16 protein-coding genes are annotated in these 19,059 nt (G+C 70.1%); 2 read left to right on the top strand and 14 right to left on the bottom strand.

Annotated elements, in window-relative coordinates:
- Positions 1 to 460 precede the first annotated feature (460 nt).
- The gene (locus ACTWOL_RS00930; RefSeq protein ID WP_474293242.1) at positions 461 to 2,122 is read left to right on the top strand and encodes a LuxR C-terminal-related transcriptional regulator; all 1,662 of its coding nucleotides are present in this window, start codon (positions 461 to 463) and stop codon (positions 2,120 to 2,122) included.
- Between the two features lie 18 nt (positions 2,123 to 2,140).
- Here ACTWOL_RS00930 and ACTWOL_RS00925 read toward each other — a convergent pair whose 3' ends face one another.
- From ACTWOL_RS00925 to ACTWOL_RS00875, 11 genes are all read right to left on the bottom strand, one after another.
- Positions 2,141 to 2,749, bottom strand: a complete 609-nt coding sequence (locus ACTWOL_RS00925; protein WP_474293240.1) for a GTP-binding protein — start codon at positions 2,747 to 2,749, stop codon at positions 2,141 to 2,143.
- Entirely contained in the window at positions 2,736 to 3,197 is a 462-nt protein-coding gene (locus tag ACTWOL_RS00920; RefSeq protein ID WP_474293238.1) for a DUF742 domain-containing protein, read from the bottom strand. Before ACTWOL_RS00920 ends, ACTWOL_RS00925 begins: the two co-directional genes overlap by 14 nt.
- The gene (locus ACTWOL_RS00915; RefSeq protein WP_474293236.1) at positions 3,181 to 3,627 is read right to left on the bottom strand and encodes a roadblock/LC7 domain-containing protein; all 447 of its coding nucleotides are present in this window, start codon (positions 3,625 to 3,627) and stop codon (positions 3,181 to 3,183) included. Before ACTWOL_RS00915 ends, ACTWOL_RS00920 begins: the two co-directional genes overlap by 17 nt.
- 44 nt (positions 3,628 to 3,671) lie before the next feature.
- The gene (locus ACTWOL_RS00910) at positions 3,672 to 5,960 is read right to left on the bottom strand and encodes a sensor histidine kinase (protein WP_474293234.1); all 2,289 of its coding nucleotides are present in this window, start codon (positions 5,958 to 5,960) and stop codon (positions 3,672 to 3,674) included.
- Between the two features lie 494 nt (positions 5,961 to 6,454).
- Positions 6,455 to 7,603, bottom strand: a complete 1,149-nt coding sequence (gene pcaDC, locus ACTWOL_RS00905; protein ID WP_474293232.1) for a bifunctional 3-oxoadipate enol-lactonase/4-carboxymuconolactone decarboxylase PcaDC — start codon at positions 7,601 to 7,603, stop codon at positions 6,455 to 6,457.
- A 9-nt stretch (positions 7,604 to 7,612) separates the two neighbouring features.
- Positions 7,613 to 9,028, bottom strand: a complete 1,416-nt coding sequence (pcaB, locus tag ACTWOL_RS00900; RefSeq protein ID WP_474293230.1) for a 3-carboxy-cis,cis-muconate cycloisomerase — start codon at positions 9,026 to 9,028, stop codon at positions 7,613 to 7,615.
- On the bottom strand, positions 9,015 to 9,557 hold the full coding sequence (gene pcaG, locus ACTWOL_RS00895; RefSeq protein WP_474293228.1) for a protocatechuate 3,4-dioxygenase subunit alpha: 543 nt from the start codon (positions 9,555 to 9,557) through the stop codon (positions 9,015 to 9,017). Before pcaG ends, pcaB begins: the two co-directional genes overlap by 14 nt.
- The gene (gene pcaH / locus ACTWOL_RS00890; RefSeq protein ID WP_474293226.1) at positions 9,557 to 10,309 is read right to left on the bottom strand and encodes a protocatechuate 3,4-dioxygenase subunit beta; all 753 of its coding nucleotides are present in this window, start codon (positions 10,307 to 10,309) and stop codon (positions 9,557 to 9,559) included. The genes pcaG and pcaH overlap by 1 nt, the downstream gene beginning before the upstream one ends.
- Positions 10,310 to 10,315: 6 nt before the next feature.
- A complete protein-coding gene (locus ACTWOL_RS00885; protein ID WP_474293224.1) occupies positions 10,316 to 11,506 on the bottom strand; it encodes a thiolase family protein in 1,191 nt (396 codons plus the stop codon).
- On the bottom strand, positions 11,503 to 12,231 hold the full coding sequence (locus ACTWOL_RS00880) for a CoA transferase subunit B (RefSeq protein WP_474293222.1): 729 nt from the start codon (positions 12,229 to 12,231) through the stop codon (positions 11,503 to 11,505). The genes ACTWOL_RS00885 and ACTWOL_RS00880 overlap by 4 nt, the downstream gene beginning before the upstream one ends.
- Entirely contained in the window at positions 12,231 to 13,013 is a 783-nt protein-coding gene (locus ACTWOL_RS00875) for a CoA transferase subunit A (protein WP_474293221.1), read from the bottom strand. Before ACTWOL_RS00875 ends, ACTWOL_RS00880 begins: the two co-directional genes overlap by 1 nt.
- Before the next feature lie 151 nt (positions 13,014 to 13,164).
- On the opposite strand from ACTWOL_RS00875, the gene ACTWOL_RS00870 reads away from it, so the two are divergent.
- Positions 13,165 to 14,820: an IclR family transcriptional regulator domain-containing protein gene (locus ACTWOL_RS00870; RefSeq protein ID WP_474293219.1), complete on the top strand. Its 1,656-nt coding sequence runs from the start codon at positions 13,165 to 13,167 to the stop codon at positions 14,818 to 14,820.
- Positions 14,821 to 14,881: 61 nt separating this feature from the next.
- Here the strand turns inward: ACTWOL_RS00870 and ACTWOL_RS00865 are convergent, their stop codons facing one another.
- The 3 genes from ACTWOL_RS00865 to ACTWOL_RS00855 all read right to left on the bottom strand — a co-directional run bounded on the left by ACTWOL_RS00865 (position 14,882) and on the right by ACTWOL_RS00855 (position 18,983).
- Complete coding sequence (locus ACTWOL_RS00865; protein WP_474293217.1) at positions 14,882 to 16,198, bottom strand: MFS transporter; 1,317 nt, start codon at positions 16,196 to 16,198, stop codon at positions 14,882 to 14,884.
- 577 nt (positions 16,199 to 16,775) lie between these two features.
- Entirely contained in the window at positions 16,776 to 17,978 is a 1,203-nt protein-coding gene (manA, locus tag ACTWOL_RS00860; protein WP_474293215.1) for a mannose-6-phosphate isomerase, class I, read from the bottom strand.
- Between the two features lie 21 nt (positions 17,979 to 17,999).
- Positions 18,000 to 18,983, bottom strand: coding sequence for an ROK family protein (locus ACTWOL_RS00855; RefSeq protein WP_474293213.1), 984 nt, complete (start codon positions 18,981 to 18,983; stop codon positions 18,000 to 18,002).
- Positions 18,984 to 19,059 lie beyond the last annotated feature (76 nt).

The raw sequence follows: 19,059 nt of genomic DNA, 5'->3' as shown, positions 1-19,059 counted from the left end.
GATCGGTCAGGGCAGCGCTGCGGATCCGGTGCCACCCCGCGTTCGCTGCTCGGGGAACCGCATGGCCCTGTTCGCGAAGCGTCGCGTTCGTGTTGCGGTCACTGCTTGTTGGTGCCTGGTCGCGTCTCGTGTCCGGCTCGGGTAGTGACACACGTACTTCTCCCCTGTTCGGTTGCGGGGACGGGGAGTGATGGTGGATGGGCTGGCTGGTCCGCCTCTCGAAGGAATGGTTCGTTCACGGGGCGGTCAGGAAAGCGTGCGTGTCGTGCAGTGCCGGCATGGGACGCGCGGAACAGACACGATGACCGTCGGATTGCGGGGGCCTGTCCTTATCATGCTTGAGCCGTGTGAGCGTTCGTGCCCGCACTACAGGGTCGCGCGTGGATTGCACGACGCGGATGCTCCACCGGAGGAGACGTCACGGCATCTGCTGGCTGCTGAGCCGACGGGGGAGCCGTGGGTGGTGAGTGTGCTGCGGGCCGCTGCTCGTGCGGCCACCGGGCGGTCGGAGTCGGGTGTGGCGGCCGACTATCTCCGGCGGGCTTTGCAAGAGCCGCTGTCCGGGGACGACCGGGCCGCGGTTCTGGCGGAACTGGGCGAGATCGAGACCGGTTCCCACCCGGCGGTCGCGGTGCGCCACCTCATCGAGTCCCTCAGCCTCCTCGACCAGCAGAACCTCCCGCAGCGGTTTCGGATGGTGACTGCTCTTGCCGATGCTCTGAACCGTTGTCGCCGCGGATGCCAGGCCGTGGAAGTCCTGGAGCGGGAAGCGCATGCCCTGGTCGCGGCCGGGGCGACTCGTCAGGCTGGGTATCTGCATCTGCAGCGACTGCTGATCGATGCGGACGACCGGGTGAAGCGGCCTCATCTGTCGCGGGCTGTCGCCGAGTTCGAGGGACAGTACCGGGATGACGACGTGGTCCGGCGTGGGGCAGCTGCTCTTCGCGCGAGCCTCGGATTCGGGCAGGAAGCGGATGCTGCCGACGTCACGGCCGAGGCCCGTCAGGCGCTGGAGGGGGACCTTCCTCCGGTGATGACCGAGGTTGCCGGGCTGGCCGTGCAGATGCTGGTCTGGTGCGGCCAGACCAAGGAAGCAGACGCGTACCTCGAGCGCCTGGCCGGTCATGCCTGGCAGGAAGGCGAATCGTCGGCCCGGATCTGGGCGGCGGTGAACAGCACCGAGAACGCCTGGCGCACCGGTGACCTGCACACGGCGGTCGACACCGGCCGCGCCGGCCTGGATCTTCTGGCCTCCTGGCGTGGCGACAACCGGCTGGCCCTCGTCACGGCCCCCCTGGTCAAAGCCCTGGTCGAGTGCGGCAAGGCCGACGAGGCCGCACCACTGCTGGCCCTGCCGGACGAATCCCGCCTGGACAGAATCTGGCAGGGCACCCACCTCCTCGAAGCACGCGCAAGGCTCTTCCTCGTACACGGCCACCTCGACGACGCCCTGGCGGATCTCCTCGAGTGCGGACGCCGCCAGATCGCCTGGCGACTGGACAATCCCGCGGTGCTGGCCTGGCGCTCTCAAGCCGCCCTCGTCCACCTGGCCATGGGCGACCACGCCCCCGCGCAACGCCTCGCCGAGGAAGAGCTCGACCAGGCTCGTGGCTTCGGCGCACCGGGAGTCGTGGGCATTGCTCTGCGAGCCGTCGGCCTCACGGTGCGTGGAGGACGGGGTCAGCATCTGCTGGAAGAGTCGGTCGGGCTGCTGGAAGAGGCCGGTGCCTCCCTGGAGCAGGCGCGATCGCTCGTCGATCTGGCCACCCTGCGGTTCGAGACAGGGCATACCCGCCTCGCACGCGAGCTGGCGCGCCGCGCACTGCAAATCGCCGAGCACTGCGGTGCGAGGGCACTGAGCAACCGGATCATGGACAGGCTGCGCGCGTTCGGGGGCCGGCCTCGTGCCCGGGACGCGGTCGGCATCCAGGCGCTGACGGAAAGCGAACGCCGCGTCGCGGCCCTGGCCGTACAGGGCCTGACCAACCGTGAGATCGCGCAGACGCTGTTCATCACCCAGCGCACCGTGGAGAACCATCTCACCAGCTCGTACCGCAAACTGGGCATCACCGGACGCCGTCAATTCCCCAAGGCGGTCCAGCTCCCCGACATTCGGCAGTGATCCGGCAGGCGCAGCAGGTCAGAAGTCATGGCCGGCGGTGTACCCGGGCCGGCCCGCCGCGGTGGTGGCGCCGGCGGAAGTGATGGCCTGGTCCACCAGGGCTATGAGGACGTCGCGGCACGAGGCCGGGTCGCGAGCGTCGAACAGGCGCAGGTGGGTGGTGGGCTGCAGGCGCAGAGCGGCGCGGATCTGGTCGGCACGGTAGGGCTGGTGGCCGTGGAAGCAGTTGACGGCGACGATGAAGGGGATGCCGCGGTTCTCGAAGAAGTCGATCGCGGCGAAGCTGGTTTCCAGCCGTCGGGTGTCGACGAGGACAACGCCACCGAGGGCTCCGATCGCCAGGTCGTTCCACATGAACCAGAAGCGCTGCTGGCCCGGAGTGCCGAAGAGGTACAGGACCAGGTCCGGCGTGAGGGTGATGCGCCCGAAGTCGAGGGCCACCGTGGTGGTCGTCTTGGCGTCCAGACCAGCGAGATCATCCACATCCGAACTCGGTGAGGTGAGCGCTTCCTCGGTGCGCAGCGGTTCGATCTCGCTGACCGAGGTGACGGTGGTGGTTTTGCCGGTGCCGAGGCCTCCGGAGATGAGGATTTTGACAACGTCCGGGGCGGCGTCAGAGCCTGGCAAGGCCTTCCCTCACTCTCTTCAGCAGTGCGATGTCCGGGCTGGTGTCCTGCTGTTGGCCCGCTTGGACGGGCGGCTGTGTGGTGATCCTTCCGGCCTCCAGCAGGTCGCCGAGCATGACCGAGATGACGGAGACGGGAAGATCGACACGGGCTGCGATCTCCACGACGGGGGTGGGCCGGGAGCACACACGAAGGATGCGCAGGTGCTCGGGCTGCAGTGGGAAATGCGGAGCGGGCGGTGGTGTTTCCACTGCCGTCACTTGGGCGATCAGCGTGAAGGCGTCATGGCTGGGCTGGGTACGGCCTCCGGTGAGGGCGAAGAGCCGCACCAGGCGGCCGTGCCGGCTCACCAGGCTGACCTGGCTGGCCTGGAGGAGGATCGCGCTGTGCCTGCCCGGGGCGGATGGTGGTCCGGCGTGGTGGGGTGACGCCTCATGCGGTGTGTGCACCGCCGGACGGATCCGTGGAGGCCACGGGGTGGCGGGGTGGCGCGCCGAGGTGCTTGCCGATCCTGGTGACGAGCAGATTCATCTCGAACGCGACCACACCGACATCCGCTGTGGACGTGCACAGGACGGCCAGACAGGCGCCGAGACCTGCTGAGGTGAGCAGAAGGTAGCCCTGCTGCATCTCGATCAGTGTCTGGACCACTGCGCCGCCGTCGAAATGGGCGCTCACCCCGCGGGCCAGGCTCATCAGGCCTGATGCAGTGGCTGCCAGCCGTTCCGCATCCGGACCGGTGAGCGAGGTGGACTTACTGACCACCAGCCCGTCCTGGGAAACGACGAGGGCATGGCGGGCATCGGAGATCTGATCGACCAGTCCGGCCAGCAGCAGATCCAGGGAGGCGCGGGAAGGGGCGGGGGAGTGCTTGGCCATGGCAGAGGGTTCTCCGGGCGTGCGGTGTGAGGGGACGGGCTGGATCAGCGGTGGTCACGTCGGTTGTGTGCCGAACGGGCACGTGCGGTGCCGCGCTGGAACGCGGACAGGGTGTGCGCGGCGTGCTTCGCCGCGGTGGGGCCGGGGGCCGGCCTCGGCGGGACCTTCGACTCGTGACGTAGCTCCTGGGCCAAGCTGGCCTGGGGAGTGCGTTCCGGCAGAGGCGGCAGTCCTCCGCCCCCACCGTCCCTGCCGCTCATATGCCCGGCCGGCGGCGGCGAGAAGGCCGCGGCAGGAGCGGTGGTGTGCCGCCCACCCACAGCGGCGGCCTGCTCTGACGGGATCCCGGGAGGGTCTGCGGCAGCAGGGTCCCTGGGCTGCTCACCCTGCCCCGAGCCGTGGACCGGCGTGTCACGCATCAGCAACGCCTCGGGAATCAGGACCACGGCGGAGACCCCGCCGAAGGCGGACGGCCGCAGGGTGACCGTGATGCCCAGACGTCCTGCGAGGCGGGCGACGACGAGCAGACCCAGCCGGGCGTCGTCCCCGAGGGCAAGGACATCGAACAGCGGCGGCTGGGTCAGTGTGAGGTTGGCGACCGCGCATTCCGTCTCGGTCATGCCGAGCCCGCGGTCCTCCACTTCGACGGCCACGCCCTTGACCACCGTGCCGACTCTGACGTGCACCGGGCAGTCGAGTGGCGAGAAGGTCGTGGCATTCGCCATCAGCTCGGTCAGCAGATGCACGACGCCGCCGACGGCCGGGCCGATCAGGCTGACGCTGTCGTCGGCGCTGATGGTGATCCGCTGGTATTGGGGCACGTCACCCGCGGCACTGCGCAGCACGTCGACGAGGGATACGGGCTCATTCTCCCGGCGCCCCGGCCAGCCACCGCCGATGATCAGCAGGTTCGTCTCGTACCGGCGGAGCTGACTGGTCTGGGAATCAACCTGGTACAGGTCGGTGAGGATCTCCGGATCGGAGTACTTGCGCTCGAGCTCGTCCAGGAGAGCGAGCTGGCTGTTGACCAGGTTCTGACTGCGGCGGGCGCTGACCAGAATCGCTTGCTGCAGGCCGCGGCGGGTGTCGGCGAGTGCCACCGCGGTGCGGATTCCGCTGCGCTGAACGGCATTGAACGCCTTGGCGACTTCGCCGACCTGATCGGTGCCGTAGTCCAGATCGAGTGCTTCCGCCTCGACGTCGACGGTCTCACCGCGGTTGAGCCGCTCGACGATGGCCGGCAGCCGCGTGTGTGCCAGCTCCAGGGTTGCAGCGTGAAGCCCTGCCATACGGCGCAACAGGGATTGCGCCACACGCCAGGAGAGCGTTACCGAGGTGATCACAGCGACCAGCCCGGCGAGGGTCAGCAGTCCGTCGCGGTACAGCATGGAGGCAGCGGTGTCTTCCTGCGCCGCGAGGAGCGTCTGGGTCCTGACACGGATGAGGTCCTCCAGGTCCCCCTCCAGCTGATCAAGGTCCCGTCGCCACTGGTCGGCCGCGGACCGGGGCAGCCTCATGCCGTCTCGCGTATCCGAGGGAGCGGTGATGACGGCGTTCTCCAGAGCCGCCAGCCTGTTCCACGCGGCACCGCCGGTGATCCGTGCCAGCGTGGACTGTTCCGCGGGCGACTGGATACGGGCAAGATCGGCGAGCATGGACCGCTGCAGGCCCAACGGCGTCATGAACGCCACTCGCTGCTGCTCGGTCATGGTGCCGGTCGGCAGGGCCTGGGACATCACGGTGTCCTCGAGATGCAGTGCCTGCGAGGCGACGGTGAGCATCGACAGCGGCTGAGCCTTGGAGACCAGTGACCCCTGAGGCACCTGACGGGCCTTGAACGCGGCAGTGACCTGTGTGTTGGTGACCGTGGTGAAACCAGCCACGACCTGGGACGCGTCGACGGACCGCTGATCGATCTGCGTACGAAGCTGCTGCAGCGGGAACTCCCTGAGCACGGCAGCCAGCGGCATTTTCGCGGCTCGTACGTTCTCCGGAGCTTCGGCGAGTTGCTGCTCCAGATCACCGACTGCCGTGAGGGATCCGTCGGTCATGCTCCGCTGATTCTTGAGAGCACCGTCCGAGGCAGCCGGATCGGCCACCCAGGCAACGCTCATACGCAACTCCCTCTCAAGATTCCACCGCAGAGTGTCCAACTTGGGGTCCAGCGAACGCCCCAACTCTGCTTGGCTACGCAGATCCAAACCCTCGGTGAGTGATCGGTACGCATTGGCGGCCCACAGCAGAATCAATGCCGTGCTGGGAACCAGGGCCAGTGTGAGCAGCGAGGTCAACAGAGATCTGCGCCGACGTGAACGATGCTTCCGTGATGCCATTCAGCGTCCTCGAATTGGGAGAGCAACGGCGGCCGGCGTGACGTCAAATAGCCACGGGACAGTCCTTGGCGCAGCACGTGTACGCCAGGGACCGGGCGGGTTTGCCGACGCTGCAACCGTAGCAGCACGAAATGACTACCGCGCACCCCAAGCTCAGCTGAATTACTGTCACCACCCTGGTTTTTCAATCATTTTGGGAAGGATGGGCGCGGTATGCGAGCGGATGCGTCCGGCTGCGTGCCGGATGGCAGAAGGGAAAATATCACGGTGATTCCGTGATTCCTTATCGGCCTCGTTTAGGCAGCCTTGATTGCCGAGCAATATCGACGCGCGAAAGACACGCTTGTGGCCGCATCATCCTCGGACTCTTCGTGCCGCTCCCCTTGTTTCGGCGACCACGTCCTCAACCGCGGTGGTGACAGGGAAGCGCGCCGTACTCGGCGGGGCGGCCATTCCTGTCGTCGGCAGCGACGAGCTCGCTGCGGCGCTGAGTATCACGGGCCCTTGTCGATGAGAGGGTCCGCGATGGCGAACGCGGCATTGGCGGCGGGGACTCCGCAGTAGACCGCGCTCTGCAGGAGCACCTCCTGAATCTCCTCGGGTGTGAGGCCGTTGCGTAGTGCCGCCCGTATGTGCAGGGCGAGTTTCTCGTGGTGGCCGCCTGCGACCAGGGCGGTGAGGGTGATGCAGCTGCGGGTGCGGCGGTCCAGTCCTGGTCGGGTCCAGATCTCGCCCCAGGCGTAGCGCGTGATGAAGTCCTGGAAGACGGCAGTGAAGCGGTTGGTGCGCGCGAGGGCGCGGTCGACATGGTCGTCGCCGAAGACCGCGCGTCGCACGCTCGTACCCGCTGCGCGGCGGTCGCCGTCACATGGTGTGGGAGCGGCGAAGTGCTCTTGCAGGGCGGTGAGGACGGCTTGCGCCTGCTCGACGAGAGCGAGGTGGGAGGCGGCGGCCAGTTCCAGCAGGGTGGAGCCGGGGATGCCGTCGGTCAGCGCGCGTGCGTGGGCGGGCGGGGTGGCCGGGTCGTCGCGCCCCGCGATCACCAGTGTCGGGGTGGTGATCCGGGGCAGCGCGGCACGCAGGTCGTATCCCGCGAGTGCGTCGCAGCACGCCGCGTAGCCGGCGGGGTCGGTGGTGCGGAGATCGGCGACCAGAGCGGCAGCGATGGCCGTACCGGTGAACGAGGGGGTGAACCAGCGACCGGGCGCCGTTCGGGCGAGGGCTTCGGTGCCCCTGTCACGCACGACTGCGGCGCGCTCCCTCCAGGTGGCGGGCTCGCCGAAGTGGGCCGAGGAGCAGACCAGTGCCAGGGTGGTGACCCGTTCGGGGCGGTGGACGGCGAGATGGGTGCCGACCGCCCCGCCGAGCGACACGCCTGCGTAGGCGAACCGCTCCGCGCCGAGGTGATCGGCCAGGGCACACACCAGGTCTGCCAGATCGCCGACGGTTGCGCCCGGCCGTACGAGCTCGGCGGTTGAGCCCCCGTGCCCGGGCAGGTCCCAGCGGATCACGCGGAAGTCCCGTGCGAGAGCGGGAAGTTGAGCGTCCCAGATGGCGAGCGAGGTGCCGAGGGACGGCCCGAGGATCAGCACCGGGCTGTCGGGGCTGCCGTCGATGCGGTGCTGCAGCAGGTGGTCGTTCATGGGCGGTTCCTAGTGTGTTGACCCGGGTGTGCGTTCCAGGGCGCGGTCGACCAGAGCGGCTGCCGCGCCCAGGTAGGTGGTGGGGTCGGTGAGTTGGCGTATCCGGTCGAGGTGGCCGGCCAGAGCGGGTTCCTCCTCCAGCACGGCCTGAAGGCTCCGTCCCTCGTCGGCGGCCCGGTGGGAGGCACGGGTGAGGAGTTGAGAGGCAGGTCCGCGACCGAGCAGTGTGCCGAGTTCGGCGGCGAGGCGTTCGCTGACGACCAGGCCCTTCGTGAGGTGCAGATTGGCGAGCATCCGGTCGGCGAAGACCGTGAGGCCGTCGACGAGTTCGAATGTCTCGCGGGCCGCCCCTCCGGCGATGCGCAGCAGGTCGCGAAGGATCTGCCATTCGGCGTGCCAGGCACCGGCCGGCCGCTCGTCCTCGGCGGTCAGCGATGCCTGGAGCACGGAAGCGAGAGCAGGCGCCTGCCGCGCGGCGGCGGCGATCAGCGCGGCCCGCACGGGGTTGCTCTTGTGCGGCATGGCCGAGGACTCTCCTGTGCTGCCCTCGGCCAGTTCGCCGATCTCCGTACGGGCAAGCACCAGGACGTCCGCCGCCAGCTTTCCCACGGCGCCGGTGGTGAAGGCGAGCGCACTCGCCAGGTCGGCGACCGGGGTGCGCAGGGTGTGCCAGGGCAGTGCGGGCTCGGCCAGGCCGAGTTCCCAGGCGTAGGAAACCATCAGTTCGGGCCCGATCCCGCGCATCCCGGCCGGTGCCTCGAAGGCCGCCAGGGTGCCGGCTGCTCCGCCGAGCTGGGCGGGCGGCCGCAGACTGCAGAGCCGATCGACGGCGTCCAGGACCAGATGGCGCCAGCCGGCCGCTTTGAGCCCGAAGGTGGTCGGCACGGCGTGCTGGGTGAGGGTGCGCCCCGGCATGGGGGTGGTCCGGTGGCGGTCGGCGAGGTGCCCGAGTGTGTCGGCCGTGCGCCGCAGGTCGGTGGTCAGCAGCGGCAGGGTACGGGCCACCACCAGCATGGTGGCGGTGTCCATGATGTCCTGGCTGGTCGCACCGCGGTGCACGTACGGCGCCGCGTCGGCGGGCACAGCGGCTCTCAGGTCGGCGATGAGGGGAATGACCGGGTTGCCGCCGGAGCGGGCGCGGACGGCGATGTCCCGCACGTCGAAGTGGCGGGCGTCCGCTGCGGCCGTCACGGCCGTGGCCGCCCATGCGGGTGTGTCGCCGAGCCTGGCGTGGGCCCGGGTCAGGGCGGCCTCCGCGTCCAGCATGGCCTGCAGGAAGGCGCGGTCGCCGGTGGCTGCTTCGGCCTCGGATGCGACCCGGACCGGTGCGAGCAGGCCGACGTCGGCGACGGCATGGTCGGGGTACGTGTGAGCCGTACGGGCGGGAGCGTCAGGGGACGTCGCGGGAGTGTCAGGGGAAATCAAGGAAGACCGTCTCCTTCGGGCCCTGCAGCCGGATGTCGAAGCGGTAGGTGGCCGGGGCCTCCTGGGCCGCGAGGAGCGTCGCACGCCGGTCGGGGGCGAGGCCGGCGAGCATCGGGTCGCTGCCGGCAGCGTCGAGGTAGGCGCGGGTGTAGAGGTGGTGCAGCAGCCCGCGGGCGAACACGCAGACGGACAGGTAGGGCACGCCGTCGGGCCTGAGCGTACGGATCACCCAGTGCCCGTCGGCATCGGTGGGGACGCGGCCGAAGCCGGTGAACGTGACCCCGTCACGGCCGGCGAACCCGCCGGTGACCGGATCACGGCGCATCGAGCCGGCCCTGCCGGTCCGTGCCTGTCCTGGCTGCCAGAACTCGAGCAGGGCATCGGGGACCGGCGCACCCGCGCCGTCGTACACATATCCGTGAACGGTGATCGCCCCGGGACCGTTGGCCGGGGCGATCTCGCCGCCGCCGGGGAAGGGAAGAGCGTAGCCGTAGAACGGCCCTATGGTCTGTGAAGGTGTCGGGTGCATCAGCGTCCCTCCTCCGTCCAGGTGGCGGTGGGACCGTCGAGGACGATGTCCCAGTGGTAGCCGAGCGACCACTCCGGGACGGAGAGGTCGTGGTCGTAGGCGGCGACCAGGCGGGCACGTGCGGCGGGGTCGGTGACGGACTGCAGGATGGGGTCGTAGGGGAAGAGCGGATCGCCCGGGAAGTACATCTGGGTGATCAGCCGCTGGGTGAAGGCGGTGCCGAAGAGTGAGAAGTGGATGTGGGCGGGCCGCCAGGCGTTGTGGTGGTTGCGCCAGGGGTAGGCGCCCGGCTTGACGGTGGTGAAGGCGTAACCGCCCTGGTCGCCGGTGAGGCAGCGGCCCACGCCGGTGAAGTGGGGGTCGAGCGGGGCGGGATGGGCATCGCGCTGGTGCGCGTATCGGCCGGAGGCGTTGGCCTGCCAGATCTCGACCAGCTGTCCGCGTACGGGACGTCCGCCTCTGTCGAGGATCCGGCCGGTGACGGTGATCCGCTCGCCGAGCGGCTCGCCGGTGTGCTGACGGGTCAGATCCGCGTCCAGCTCGGTGACATCGGTGACGCCGAAGGCGGGACCGCAGAGCTCTGCCGCTTCCGGATCGGGGACGGTGACGAGCGGCTGGTGGGGGTGGCGCAGCAGGCTGCTGCGGTAGGGGGCGTAGCCGCGGGCCGGATGGTGGGCGGTCCGGCCGTCGTCGGCGTGGGCCCTGGCCCGTTGGTCGATCTCTGCGGAGATGTCGTGCTGGGTGAGAGGCATGTGGGCCTACCTTTCGAGGACGATCGCCAGGCCCTGGCCGACGCCGATGCACAGGGAGGCGACAGCGGTACCGGAGCCCGCTGCGGCGAGTTGGTGGGCGATACCGCCGGTGATGCGGGCGCCGGACGCACCGAGCGGGTGCCCCATGGCGATCGCGCCGCCGCGCGGGTTGACCACATCCGGGTCGAGGCCGGGCCACGCGCGCAAGCAGGCCAGGGCCTGGGCGGCGAAGGCCTCGTTCAGTTCGACCCCGGTCAGGGAAGCGAAGCCCCGGCCGGCCTTGGCCAGGGCCCGGCGGACGGCCTCGACGGGTCCGGTCCCGAAGTACTGCGGTTCGACGCCGGTGACGGCGCAGGCGCTGATGCGGGCGAGCGGTTCACGGCCGGTGGCCGCCAGACCGGCGGCGTCGGTGAGCAGCAGAGCGGCCGCGCCGTCGCTGAGCGGCGAGGAGTTGCCGGCAGTCACCGAACCCGCCTGCCGGAAGACCGGGGGCAGTGTGGCGAGGGCCGCAAGGGAGGTGGTGTCGCGGATGGGTTCGTCGCGGGTCAGGTCCACGCCGTCGACGGGGACGATCTCGCTGTCGAACAGTCCGTCCTGCCAGGCGCGCGAGGCCTTGCGATGGCTGCCTAGCGCGAAGGCGTCCTGGGCCTCGCGGGTGATGCCGTGGCGGCAGGCGACCAGTTCCGCGCCTTCGCCGAGAGTGACCGTCCACTTCCCGGGCATCTTCGGGTTGACCATCCGCCAGCCCAGGGTCGTGGAATGGAGCTCCTGATGGCCGGTGGGAAAGGCCCGTGCGGGCTTGGGCAGCACCCAGGGGGCACGGCTCATCGACTCCACGCCGCCTGCGATGGCGATGGTGGCGTCCCCGACGGCGATCGCCCGGTACGCCTGGATGACGGCCTCCATCCCGGAGCCGCAGAGCCGGTTGACCGTCACGCCGGGGACCGTGACCGGCATTCCGGCGAGCAGCCCGGCCATACGGGCCACATTGCGGTTCTCCTCGCCCGCGCCGTTGGCATTGCCGAGGAACACGTCGTCGATCCGGGCCGGGTCGAGCTGCGGCGTGCGGTCGAGCAGCGCCCGCAGGACACCGGCGGCGAGGTCGTCGGGCCGGACGGCGGACAGGGCTCCGCCGTACTTGCCGACGGGCGTGCGGACGGAGTCGACGACATAGACGTCGCTGAGGCGCTCGGTCATGGGAGTTGCTCCTGTAGATGGGCCGGGCTTCGGGACGCGTCGGATTCCGCGCGCCCACCCGCCGACTGCGCGGCTGCTCGGCGGGCGGTGGGCAGTGCGGTGCGGACGGGGGCGGCCGTTCTGGCCCGCACCTCGTCGGGGCTGACGCCGGGGGCGGTCTCGATCAGGGCGAGCCCGCCGGGCGTGATGTCGAGAACGCCGAGGTCGGTGATGACGCGGTGGACGCACGCGGTGCCGGTGAGCGGCAGACTGCACTCGGCGACCAGCTTCGGTGAGCCGTCCCTGGCGGTGTGCTCCATCAGGACGATGACCCTGCGGGCACCGTGGACGAGGTCCATCGCGCCGCCCATGCCCTTGACGAGCTTTCCGGGGACCATCCAGTTGGCCAGGTCACCTCGGGCGGAGACCTGCATGGCGCCGAGGACCGCCGTGTCGATGTGGCCTCCGCGGATCATGCCGAAGGACAGCGAGGAGTCGAAGAACGACGCCCCGGGCATCACCGTCACGGTCTCCTTGCCGGCATTGATCAGGTCGGGATCGACGTCGCTCTCGTACGGGTAGGGGCCCACGCCCAGCAGCCCGTTCTCCGAATGCAGCACGACGTCCACGCCTTCGGGCAGGAAGCCGGGGATCAGGGTGGGCAGTCCGATGCCGAGGTTGACGTAGGAGCCGTCGGTGAGCTCGGCCGCCGCGCGGGCCGCCATCTCGGTGCGGGTCCAGGCCATCAGGCTCGTGCCTCCTCTCGGGCCGCGGGGACGGACACCGTTCGTTTCTCGATGTGCTTGTCGGCTGCCTCGGCGGGGGAGAGGGCAACGACCCGCTGGACGAAGATGCCCGGCAGGTGGATCTCATCGGGACCCAGTGCGCCCGGCTCGACCAGTTCCTCCACCTCGGCGACGGTGACCCGGCCGGCCATCGCGGCCAGTGGATTGAAGTTGCGGGCGGCCTTGTTGAAGACGAGGTTGCCGTGCCGGTCGCCTTTCGCCGCGTGGACGAGTGCGAAGTCGGTGGTGATGGCGTGCTCCAGGATGTAGCTGCGGCCGTTGAAGTCGCGGACTTCCTTCGGGGCGGAGGCCACGGTCACGCTGCCGTCCGGGTCATGGCGCCAGGGCAGGCCGCCGTCGGCAACCGGGGTGCCGACGCCGGCGAGGGCGAAGAACGCGGGAATGCCCGTGCCTCCGGCGCGCAACCGCTCGGCGAGTGTGCCCTGCGGGATCAGCTCCACCTCCAGCTCGCCGCCCAGGTACTGCCGGGCGAACTCCCGGTTGTCCCCGATGTACGAGCCGGTGACTCGCGCGATCCGCCCGGCGGCCAGCAGGACGCCGAGTCCGCTCCCGTCGGTCCCGCAGTTGTTCGACACCACACTCAGCCGGCCGGATCCGCGCTCGTGCAGCGCCTGGATCAGCACGTTCGGCACGCCGCTGAGGCCGAATCCGCCTACGGCCAGTGATGATCCGTCGGTGATGTCGCCGATGGCGTCGGCGGCGGTCTGCCGGACTTTGTCCATGACAACCCTCTACGCTTGTTCGCACAGCGAATTATTGTTCATAATCTGAAGTGCCGAGAGTGTGCGCCTGTGCGCGGCGTCTGTCAACGCCCACTCCGCCCGATCGGCCAGTACGGTTTGCCCGAGACCTGCCACCGAGAGCTGAGCTGCCATGTCCACCACCGACCACCCCGCCCCTGCGGAAGCCGTGGGGCCGCTGATCCGCGGCATCACCGTGCTGCGCGAACTCACCGAAGCCGACGGCCGTCAGAGTCTCGGCGTTCTCTCCCGCCACACGGGCCTCGCCCGCTCCACCGTGGACCGGGTCGCCGCCACGCTGATACGCAGGGGATACGTCCGCCCCATCGGCCGCGACATCGCACTCACACCCCGCCTGATGGAGCTCGGCAATGCCTACCTCGGCGCCATCCGGCTGCCCGAACTGCTCGGCCCGCATGCCGACCGGCTCGCCGGCACTCTTGACGAGTCGGTGTCCATCGCCGTACCCGACCGCGACGGCATCCGGTTCGTCCACCAGGCAACCCGCCGCCGCGCGATGTCCCTCACCTTCCGCATCGGCGACCTGCTCCCCGCCGAACGGACCGCCCACGGCCGGATGTTCGCCGCCGACTGGACCGACGACGATTGGGCCCACTGGCGCACACGGTGGGCCAAGGACCCCGAGAACCTCCTCTTCCCGGCCGTGCCGCCGGGCCGCCCCGCCGACTCTCTCGTCGAGTCCTCCGCCGCCGCCCGCGCGCAGGGATGGGCGGTCGACGACCAGATGATCGAGCCAGGCCTGATCGCCCTCGTCATGCCGGTCCGCGACACCGAAGGGCGACAGATCTGCGGCGTCAGCGTGGTCAGCCACACCAGCCGCCACACTGCCACCTCGCTGCGCGAGACCGCACTGCCCCTGCTGCGCGAGACCGTGGCCCTCATGGAGCACGACCTGCGCCACGCCCCGTCTGTGGAACAGGAAGAGGCACTCCCGGGCGCCGCCGGGCTGGCGGCATGGACGGCGGCATCCAAACAGGAGCTCGGAAGAGAGTTCGTGGAGGCGCTGGCACGGGGACTGACCGTCCTGACCGCCTTCGGCCCCGGGCGCGCCGAGCTGCCGCTGACCGCCATCGCCGAAACGACCGGCCTGGCCCGGGCCACTGCCCGGCGGGCCCTGCTCACCCTGGAGCACCTGGGCTATGTCGCCACGCACGGGCGCAGCTTCAGCCTCACACCCCGTGTGCTCGACCTCGGCTTCGCGCCGCTGTCGTGCTCCCCCCTGTCGTGGATCGCCGAACCCCACCTGGCCGACCTGGCCGTCGAAGTGGACGACTCCGCCTCCCTCGCCGTGCTCACGGGCGACGACATCCAGTACACCGCCCGGGTCGCCACCCGCCGCATCATGAGCGTCAACATCACCATCGGCAGCAGGTTCCCCGCCTTCGCCACCTCCATGGGACGCGTCCTCCTCGGTGACCTGCCGCCCGCCGAACGCGCCGCCGCACTGGAACGGGCCGACCGAACCCCCCTGACCAGCCGCACCATCACGGACCCGACCCACCTGCTCCAACTCCTCGAAGCCATCGCGGACGACGGATACGCCCTGGTCGACGAGGAGCTCGAGGAGGGGCTGCGCTCGATCGCCGTCCCGGTCCGCGACCGCAACGGACGGGTGGTCGCAGCCGTCAACATCTCCACGCACACCAGCCGACGCAGCCTCGCGCAGTGCCGGGAGGACCTGCTCCCCGCACTGCGCACGGCCGCCGCCCGCATCGAGAACGACCTTCACATCGCCGGGCGTTACCTGAAAATCGCCACTGGCTCCTGAACTCGCCTTCCGCAGGTGCCGGATGACACAGTGTCCGGCCGGTGGGTGGGTTGTGGATGGGTCAGGCTTGGGCTTCGGCGGGAGTGAGGGCGCTCCGGCGGGTGGTGAGCGGGACGAGGGCGATGGCGGTGGCGCCGAGGAGTCCGGCGAGGGCGAAGGCGGTGAAGCCCCAGTCCTGGTTGCCGCTGGTGGCGAGGATTCCGCCGAGCCAGGGGCCGACGACGGCGCCGGTGCGGCCGATGCCGGTGACCCAGCCCAGCCCGGTGGCGCGTTCACTGTCCGGGTAGATGGTGTTGGTGGCGGCGTAGACCATGACCTGGGCGCTGAACAGCCATACTCCGGTGACCGCGACCACCGCGTACGTCACGGCCAGCGGCAGGTGCGAGCCGAGCAGCAGGGCGCCGATGGCGGTGAGCACGAACCAGATCGCCGAGACCCGTACCGGGCCGAACCGGTCGGCGGTGCGGCCGGCGATCAGCATGCCGACGATGCCGCCCGCGTTGATCACGAGCAGGAAGCTGATGGAGGAGGTCAGGCCGTAGCCGGCCGTGCGCATCATCTGCGGCAGCCAGGTGCTCATCCCGTACACCAGCAGCAGTCCGCAGAAGCTGGCCAGCCACAACAGCGGCGTCGCTCCCCGAGTCCCGGGGCTGAACAGCCCCTTCACCGCGGCCAGCCGTCCCTTCGCACCCGCCGCCGGAGCTGCGGACACGGTGGGCTGGGGCAGTCCGTAACGGTTCGCAACGGCAAGGGCCCGATCGGGCTCACCCCGCGCGAACAGCACACCGGGCGACTCCGGCAGAAGCTTCAGCAGCAGGGGGACGGCGATCATGGCAGGCAGTACGCCCGCCCAGAACACCCAGCGCCAGCCCGCCGCGGGAGCCACGGTCAGCCCCAGCGCCGTCGCCGCCATACCGCCGGCGTGGTAGGAGGTCATCAGCAGCCCCGTGGCCAGAGCGGCCCGCCCGCGAGGGGCGAACTCCATCACCATGGCCAGGCACAACGGCATCAGCCCGCCCAGACCCAGACCCGCCACGAACCGCCCCGCGCCGAGCATCGTCGGATCCTGCGCCAGCGCACACAACGCAGAACCCAGCGAGAACACCAGCACGCTTCCGGCCAGCAGCGGCCTGCGCCCGAGCCAGTCGGTCAGATTCCCCGCCGTCAGCGCGCCGATCAGCATGCCGAACGTGGTCCAACTGCCGATCGACCCCGCGGCGGCCGGAGTCATGCCGAAGCCGCGGTCGTTGAGGATGTGCGGCATCACCGCACCGTAGATGTTCACATCCATGCCATCGAAGAACACGGCAAGCCAGCACAGAGCGAGCACCGGGAAGACCGTGCGGAAAGAGCGAGGTGGTGCACCGGAGGAAGTCATGTCGATCCCTGGAGAGAGAAGAGATGAGAGATGTTCGCCTGGTGAACTGATATTCACTGGTAAGGGTGGCATGAGTGTCCGGGTGGGGCGAACGGGTGTCAATGACTCGGCAGCCGGAGTTTGCCGGAATACTCCGCAGCCGTTGTGTGATGACGCGGCAGCTGGGTTCCGCCCGTCTCGGCGGCGGCCGTCAGCGACCTGAACACACTGTGTTCTCCCAGCTCAGGGTCACATCTACGCGGCTCGGCGGCCGGCATGCGCCCAAAGACACGTACCTGGGCGCGTAGATTCCCGCACGCGCAGGCGCGGTCGCGTGCCCGAAGGTATTCGTGTACGGCCGACGACAGCGGCTCACCGCCGCCCACGCTGCTACTGCCGCCGGCGAGGCCGTTCAGCTCGCGAAAGCGAGCGCTTCAGACCGGTGCCGGCAGTCGCTGTGCGCGGACCGTGCTCCCGGACTGCACCGCGTGCGGGCGAAGGTGCGCTCGAACCGGACACCCAATCGAGTGTGCGATGAGCAAAGCCCCGCTCCGTGGCCGTTGTTCGCTCGGCGACGCAGCGGGGGTGAGCCGGGTCCTCAAAGGGTTGTGTGAGCGAGTCCGGCCGTAGCGCGGAACACCGTTCCTTCTCCGCTGAGCCGGAGCGTGTCGCCTGCGGGAGCGTACACGGCGCGGCCGGGACCGAGTCCCACTGAGCGCTCTTGAGAGGCGACGGTCGCCGCACCGCGGATGCACAACACGATCTGGGGCGCGTCGGCCGTGAGCGCGCGCGGTGCGTCGCCTCGTGCGAGGTCGAACCGCGAGAGCCTGAAGTCGTCGACAGGGGCCGGGTACACGTGCTCCCCGGTCGCCGCGTCCCACTGCGCGGCGATGGCCCGTACCGGGGGCGAGGTGAAACGGACGATCTTCAGCAGCTCGGCCGCATCCACATGCTTCGATGTCAGCCCGCAGCGCAGGACGTTGTCCGAACTCGCCATGATCTCCACGCCGAGGCCGGACAGATAGGCGTGCGCGACGCCGGCGCCGAGGAACAGCGCCTGCCCGGGTTCCAGCTCCACATGATTCAGCATCAGGGCGGGCAGCAGGCCGGGATCGTCCGGGTGGGCGTAGGTGATGGCTGTGTACGCGGCGAGGTCCGCCCCGTACGGTCCGCCGCTCGCGGACGCGCGCCGGACGGCCTCGGTGACGGCGGTGAGAAGACCGGCCGGCGGTGTCAGGAACGCGGTGAAGACCTCTCGGACGGCGGCCTCTCCCGGGGGGGCGTGAAGCACCGCGGCATACGGCATCAGGTCGGGGACATCGAGCAGTTCCAGAAGGTCCGCGCACCGCTCGGAAGACCGGAAGCCGCACAGGGCCCGGAACCTGGTCAGAGCCACGATCATCTCGGGCTTGTGCTGGTCGTCGCGGTACGTGCGATGCGGAGCGTCGCGCGGGATCCCCAGGGTGTTCTCCCGCGCGAAGCCGGCGGCGGCCTGGGCGAGGTCGGGATGGACCTGGACCGACAGGGGGGCGTCGACGGCCAGCACCTTCAGCAGGAATGGCAGCCGCGGACCGAACCGGCGCGCGAGGGCGGGTCCCAGTTCCGTCATCGGGCTGGCGGCGAGCAGCTTGTCCAGTGCGAGTGGCCCTTGTCCCCGGTCGACGTAGGACGGGGCGGCGGGGTGGGCTCCCAGCCACAGTTCGGCCTGGGGTTCACCGGTGGGCGGTGTGCCCATCAGCTCCGCGAGGGCGGTGGTGGAGCCCCAGGCGTAGGGCTGGATGGTGGTGGTGAGGAGGTCCACGGGGTCTTGGCTCCGGTCGGGTTACGGGTGGGCAGCGGGCATCCGGAGCGTTCCGCGCCCCGAGTGCGACAGCCCGGCTACGGCGGCCGCCCCGATGAGTCCCGCGTCCGTCGCGAGCTTGGCGGGCACGACGGGCAGGTTGCGGGTGAAGTCGAGGACGGCGTAATCGGCAAGGTGGCGCCGGAGGGGCGCGAGCAGTGTCGCGCCGGCCTGGGCGACACCACCGCCGACGACGACCAGGTCGAGTTCGACGAGGGCCGCCGTGGCGGCGATCGCGGCAGCCAGGGCCTGTCCGGCACGGTCGTACGCCGCAGCGGCTCGCGGATCACCGGCGCGGGCGGCGTCCGCAACCGCTGCGGCCGTCGGTTCGACGCCGGCGGGCGGCACCCAGCCGGATTCCACCGCATGGGCGGCGATGGCGGTGCCGCTGGCGAACCGCTCCACACAGCCACGCGCCCCGCACGGGCACTCGGGCCCCCCGGCATGGTCGACCGTGAGATGGCCGATGTGCCCGGCGTTGCCCGACGGGCCGGCATACAGCGCCCCGCCCAGGATCAAGCCGCCGCCGATGCCGGTGGAGACCACCATGCCCAGGGCGTTGTCCACTCCTCTGGCGGCGCCCGTCCAGTGTTCGCCGGCGGCCATCGCGACGGCGTCCCCCACCACAACGGGCTCGATGCCGCGTGGGACGCGGGGATGCGCGCGTACCCGGTCGACCAGGGGGAAGGCATGGCGCCAGGCCGGGATATTGACCGGGCTGACCGTCCCGGCCGCGGTGTCGACCGGGCCCGCGCTGCCGATGCCCAGGCAGGAGAGCGACTTCCACCCCGGGTGTACGGCCAGGTCGTCCAGGACCGCGGAGACCGCGGCCATCATCTCCTCGGCTGTGCCGTGGGCCGGTGTGGCGCACTGCGACCGGGCCACCAGGCGGCCGTCGGCGTCGACGAGCCCTCCGGCGATCTTGGTACCACCGATGTCGAGTGCTCCGTACACGAGGCCATCCATTTCTTCTCTCCGGACTTCTTGCCGGCAGGCGTCACCGCACCCCGAGTCGGCAACGTCGTCTCCTGCCCGAACACGT

The sequence above is a fragment of the Micromonospora sp. IBHARD003 genome, from assembly GCF_056106285.1.
The sequence above is the reverse complement of the archived record's forward strand: the minus strand, read 5'-3'. Positions and strand labels throughout refer to the sequence as shown.

Excerpts from the sequence above, each read along its gene's own strand:
- ACTWOL_RS00915 (WP_474293236.1), bottom strand. The coding sequence starts at position 3,627 with ATGGCCAAGCACTCCCCCGCCCCTTCCCGCGCCTCCCTGGATCTGCTG.
- ACTWOL_RS00910 (WP_474293234.1), bottom strand. The coding sequence starts at position 5,960 with ATGGCATCACGGAAGCATCGTTCACGTCGGCGCAGATCTCTGTTGACC.
- pcaDC (WP_474293232.1), bottom strand. The coding sequence starts at position 7,603 with ATGAACGACCACCTGCTGCAGCACCGCATCGACGGCAGCCCCGACAGC.
- pcaG (WP_474293228.1), bottom strand. The coding sequence starts at position 9,557 with ATGCACCCGACACCTTCACAGACCATAGGGCCGTTCTACGGCTACGCT.
- pcaH (WP_474293226.1), bottom strand. The coding sequence starts at position 10,309 with ATGCCTCTCACCCAGCACGACATCTCCGCAGAGATCGACCAACGGGCC.
- ACTWOL_RS00885 (WP_474293224.1), bottom strand. The coding sequence starts at position 11,506 with ATGACCGAGCGCCTCAGCGACGTCTATGTCGTCGACTCCGTCCGCACG.
- ACTWOL_RS00880 (WP_474293222.1), bottom strand. The coding sequence starts at position 12,231 with ATGGCCTGGACCCGCACCGAGATGGCGGCCCGCGCGGCGGCCGAGCTC.
- ACTWOL_RS00875 (WP_474293221.1), bottom strand. The coding sequence starts at position 13,013 with ATGGACAAAGTCCGGCAGACCGCCGCCGACGCCATCGGCGACATCACC.
- ACTWOL_RS00870 (WP_474293219.1), top strand. The coding sequence starts at position 13,165 with ATGTCCACCACCGACCACCCCGCCCCTGCGGAAGCCGTGGGGCCGCTG.
- ACTWOL_RS00865 (WP_474293217.1), bottom strand. The coding sequence starts at position 16,198 with ATGACTTCCTCCGGTGCACCACCTCGCTCTTTCCGCACGGTCTTCCCG.
- ACTWOL_RS00855 (WP_474293213.1), bottom strand. The coding sequence starts at position 18,983 with ATGGATGGCCTCGTGTACGGAGCACTCGACATCGGTGGTACCAAGATC.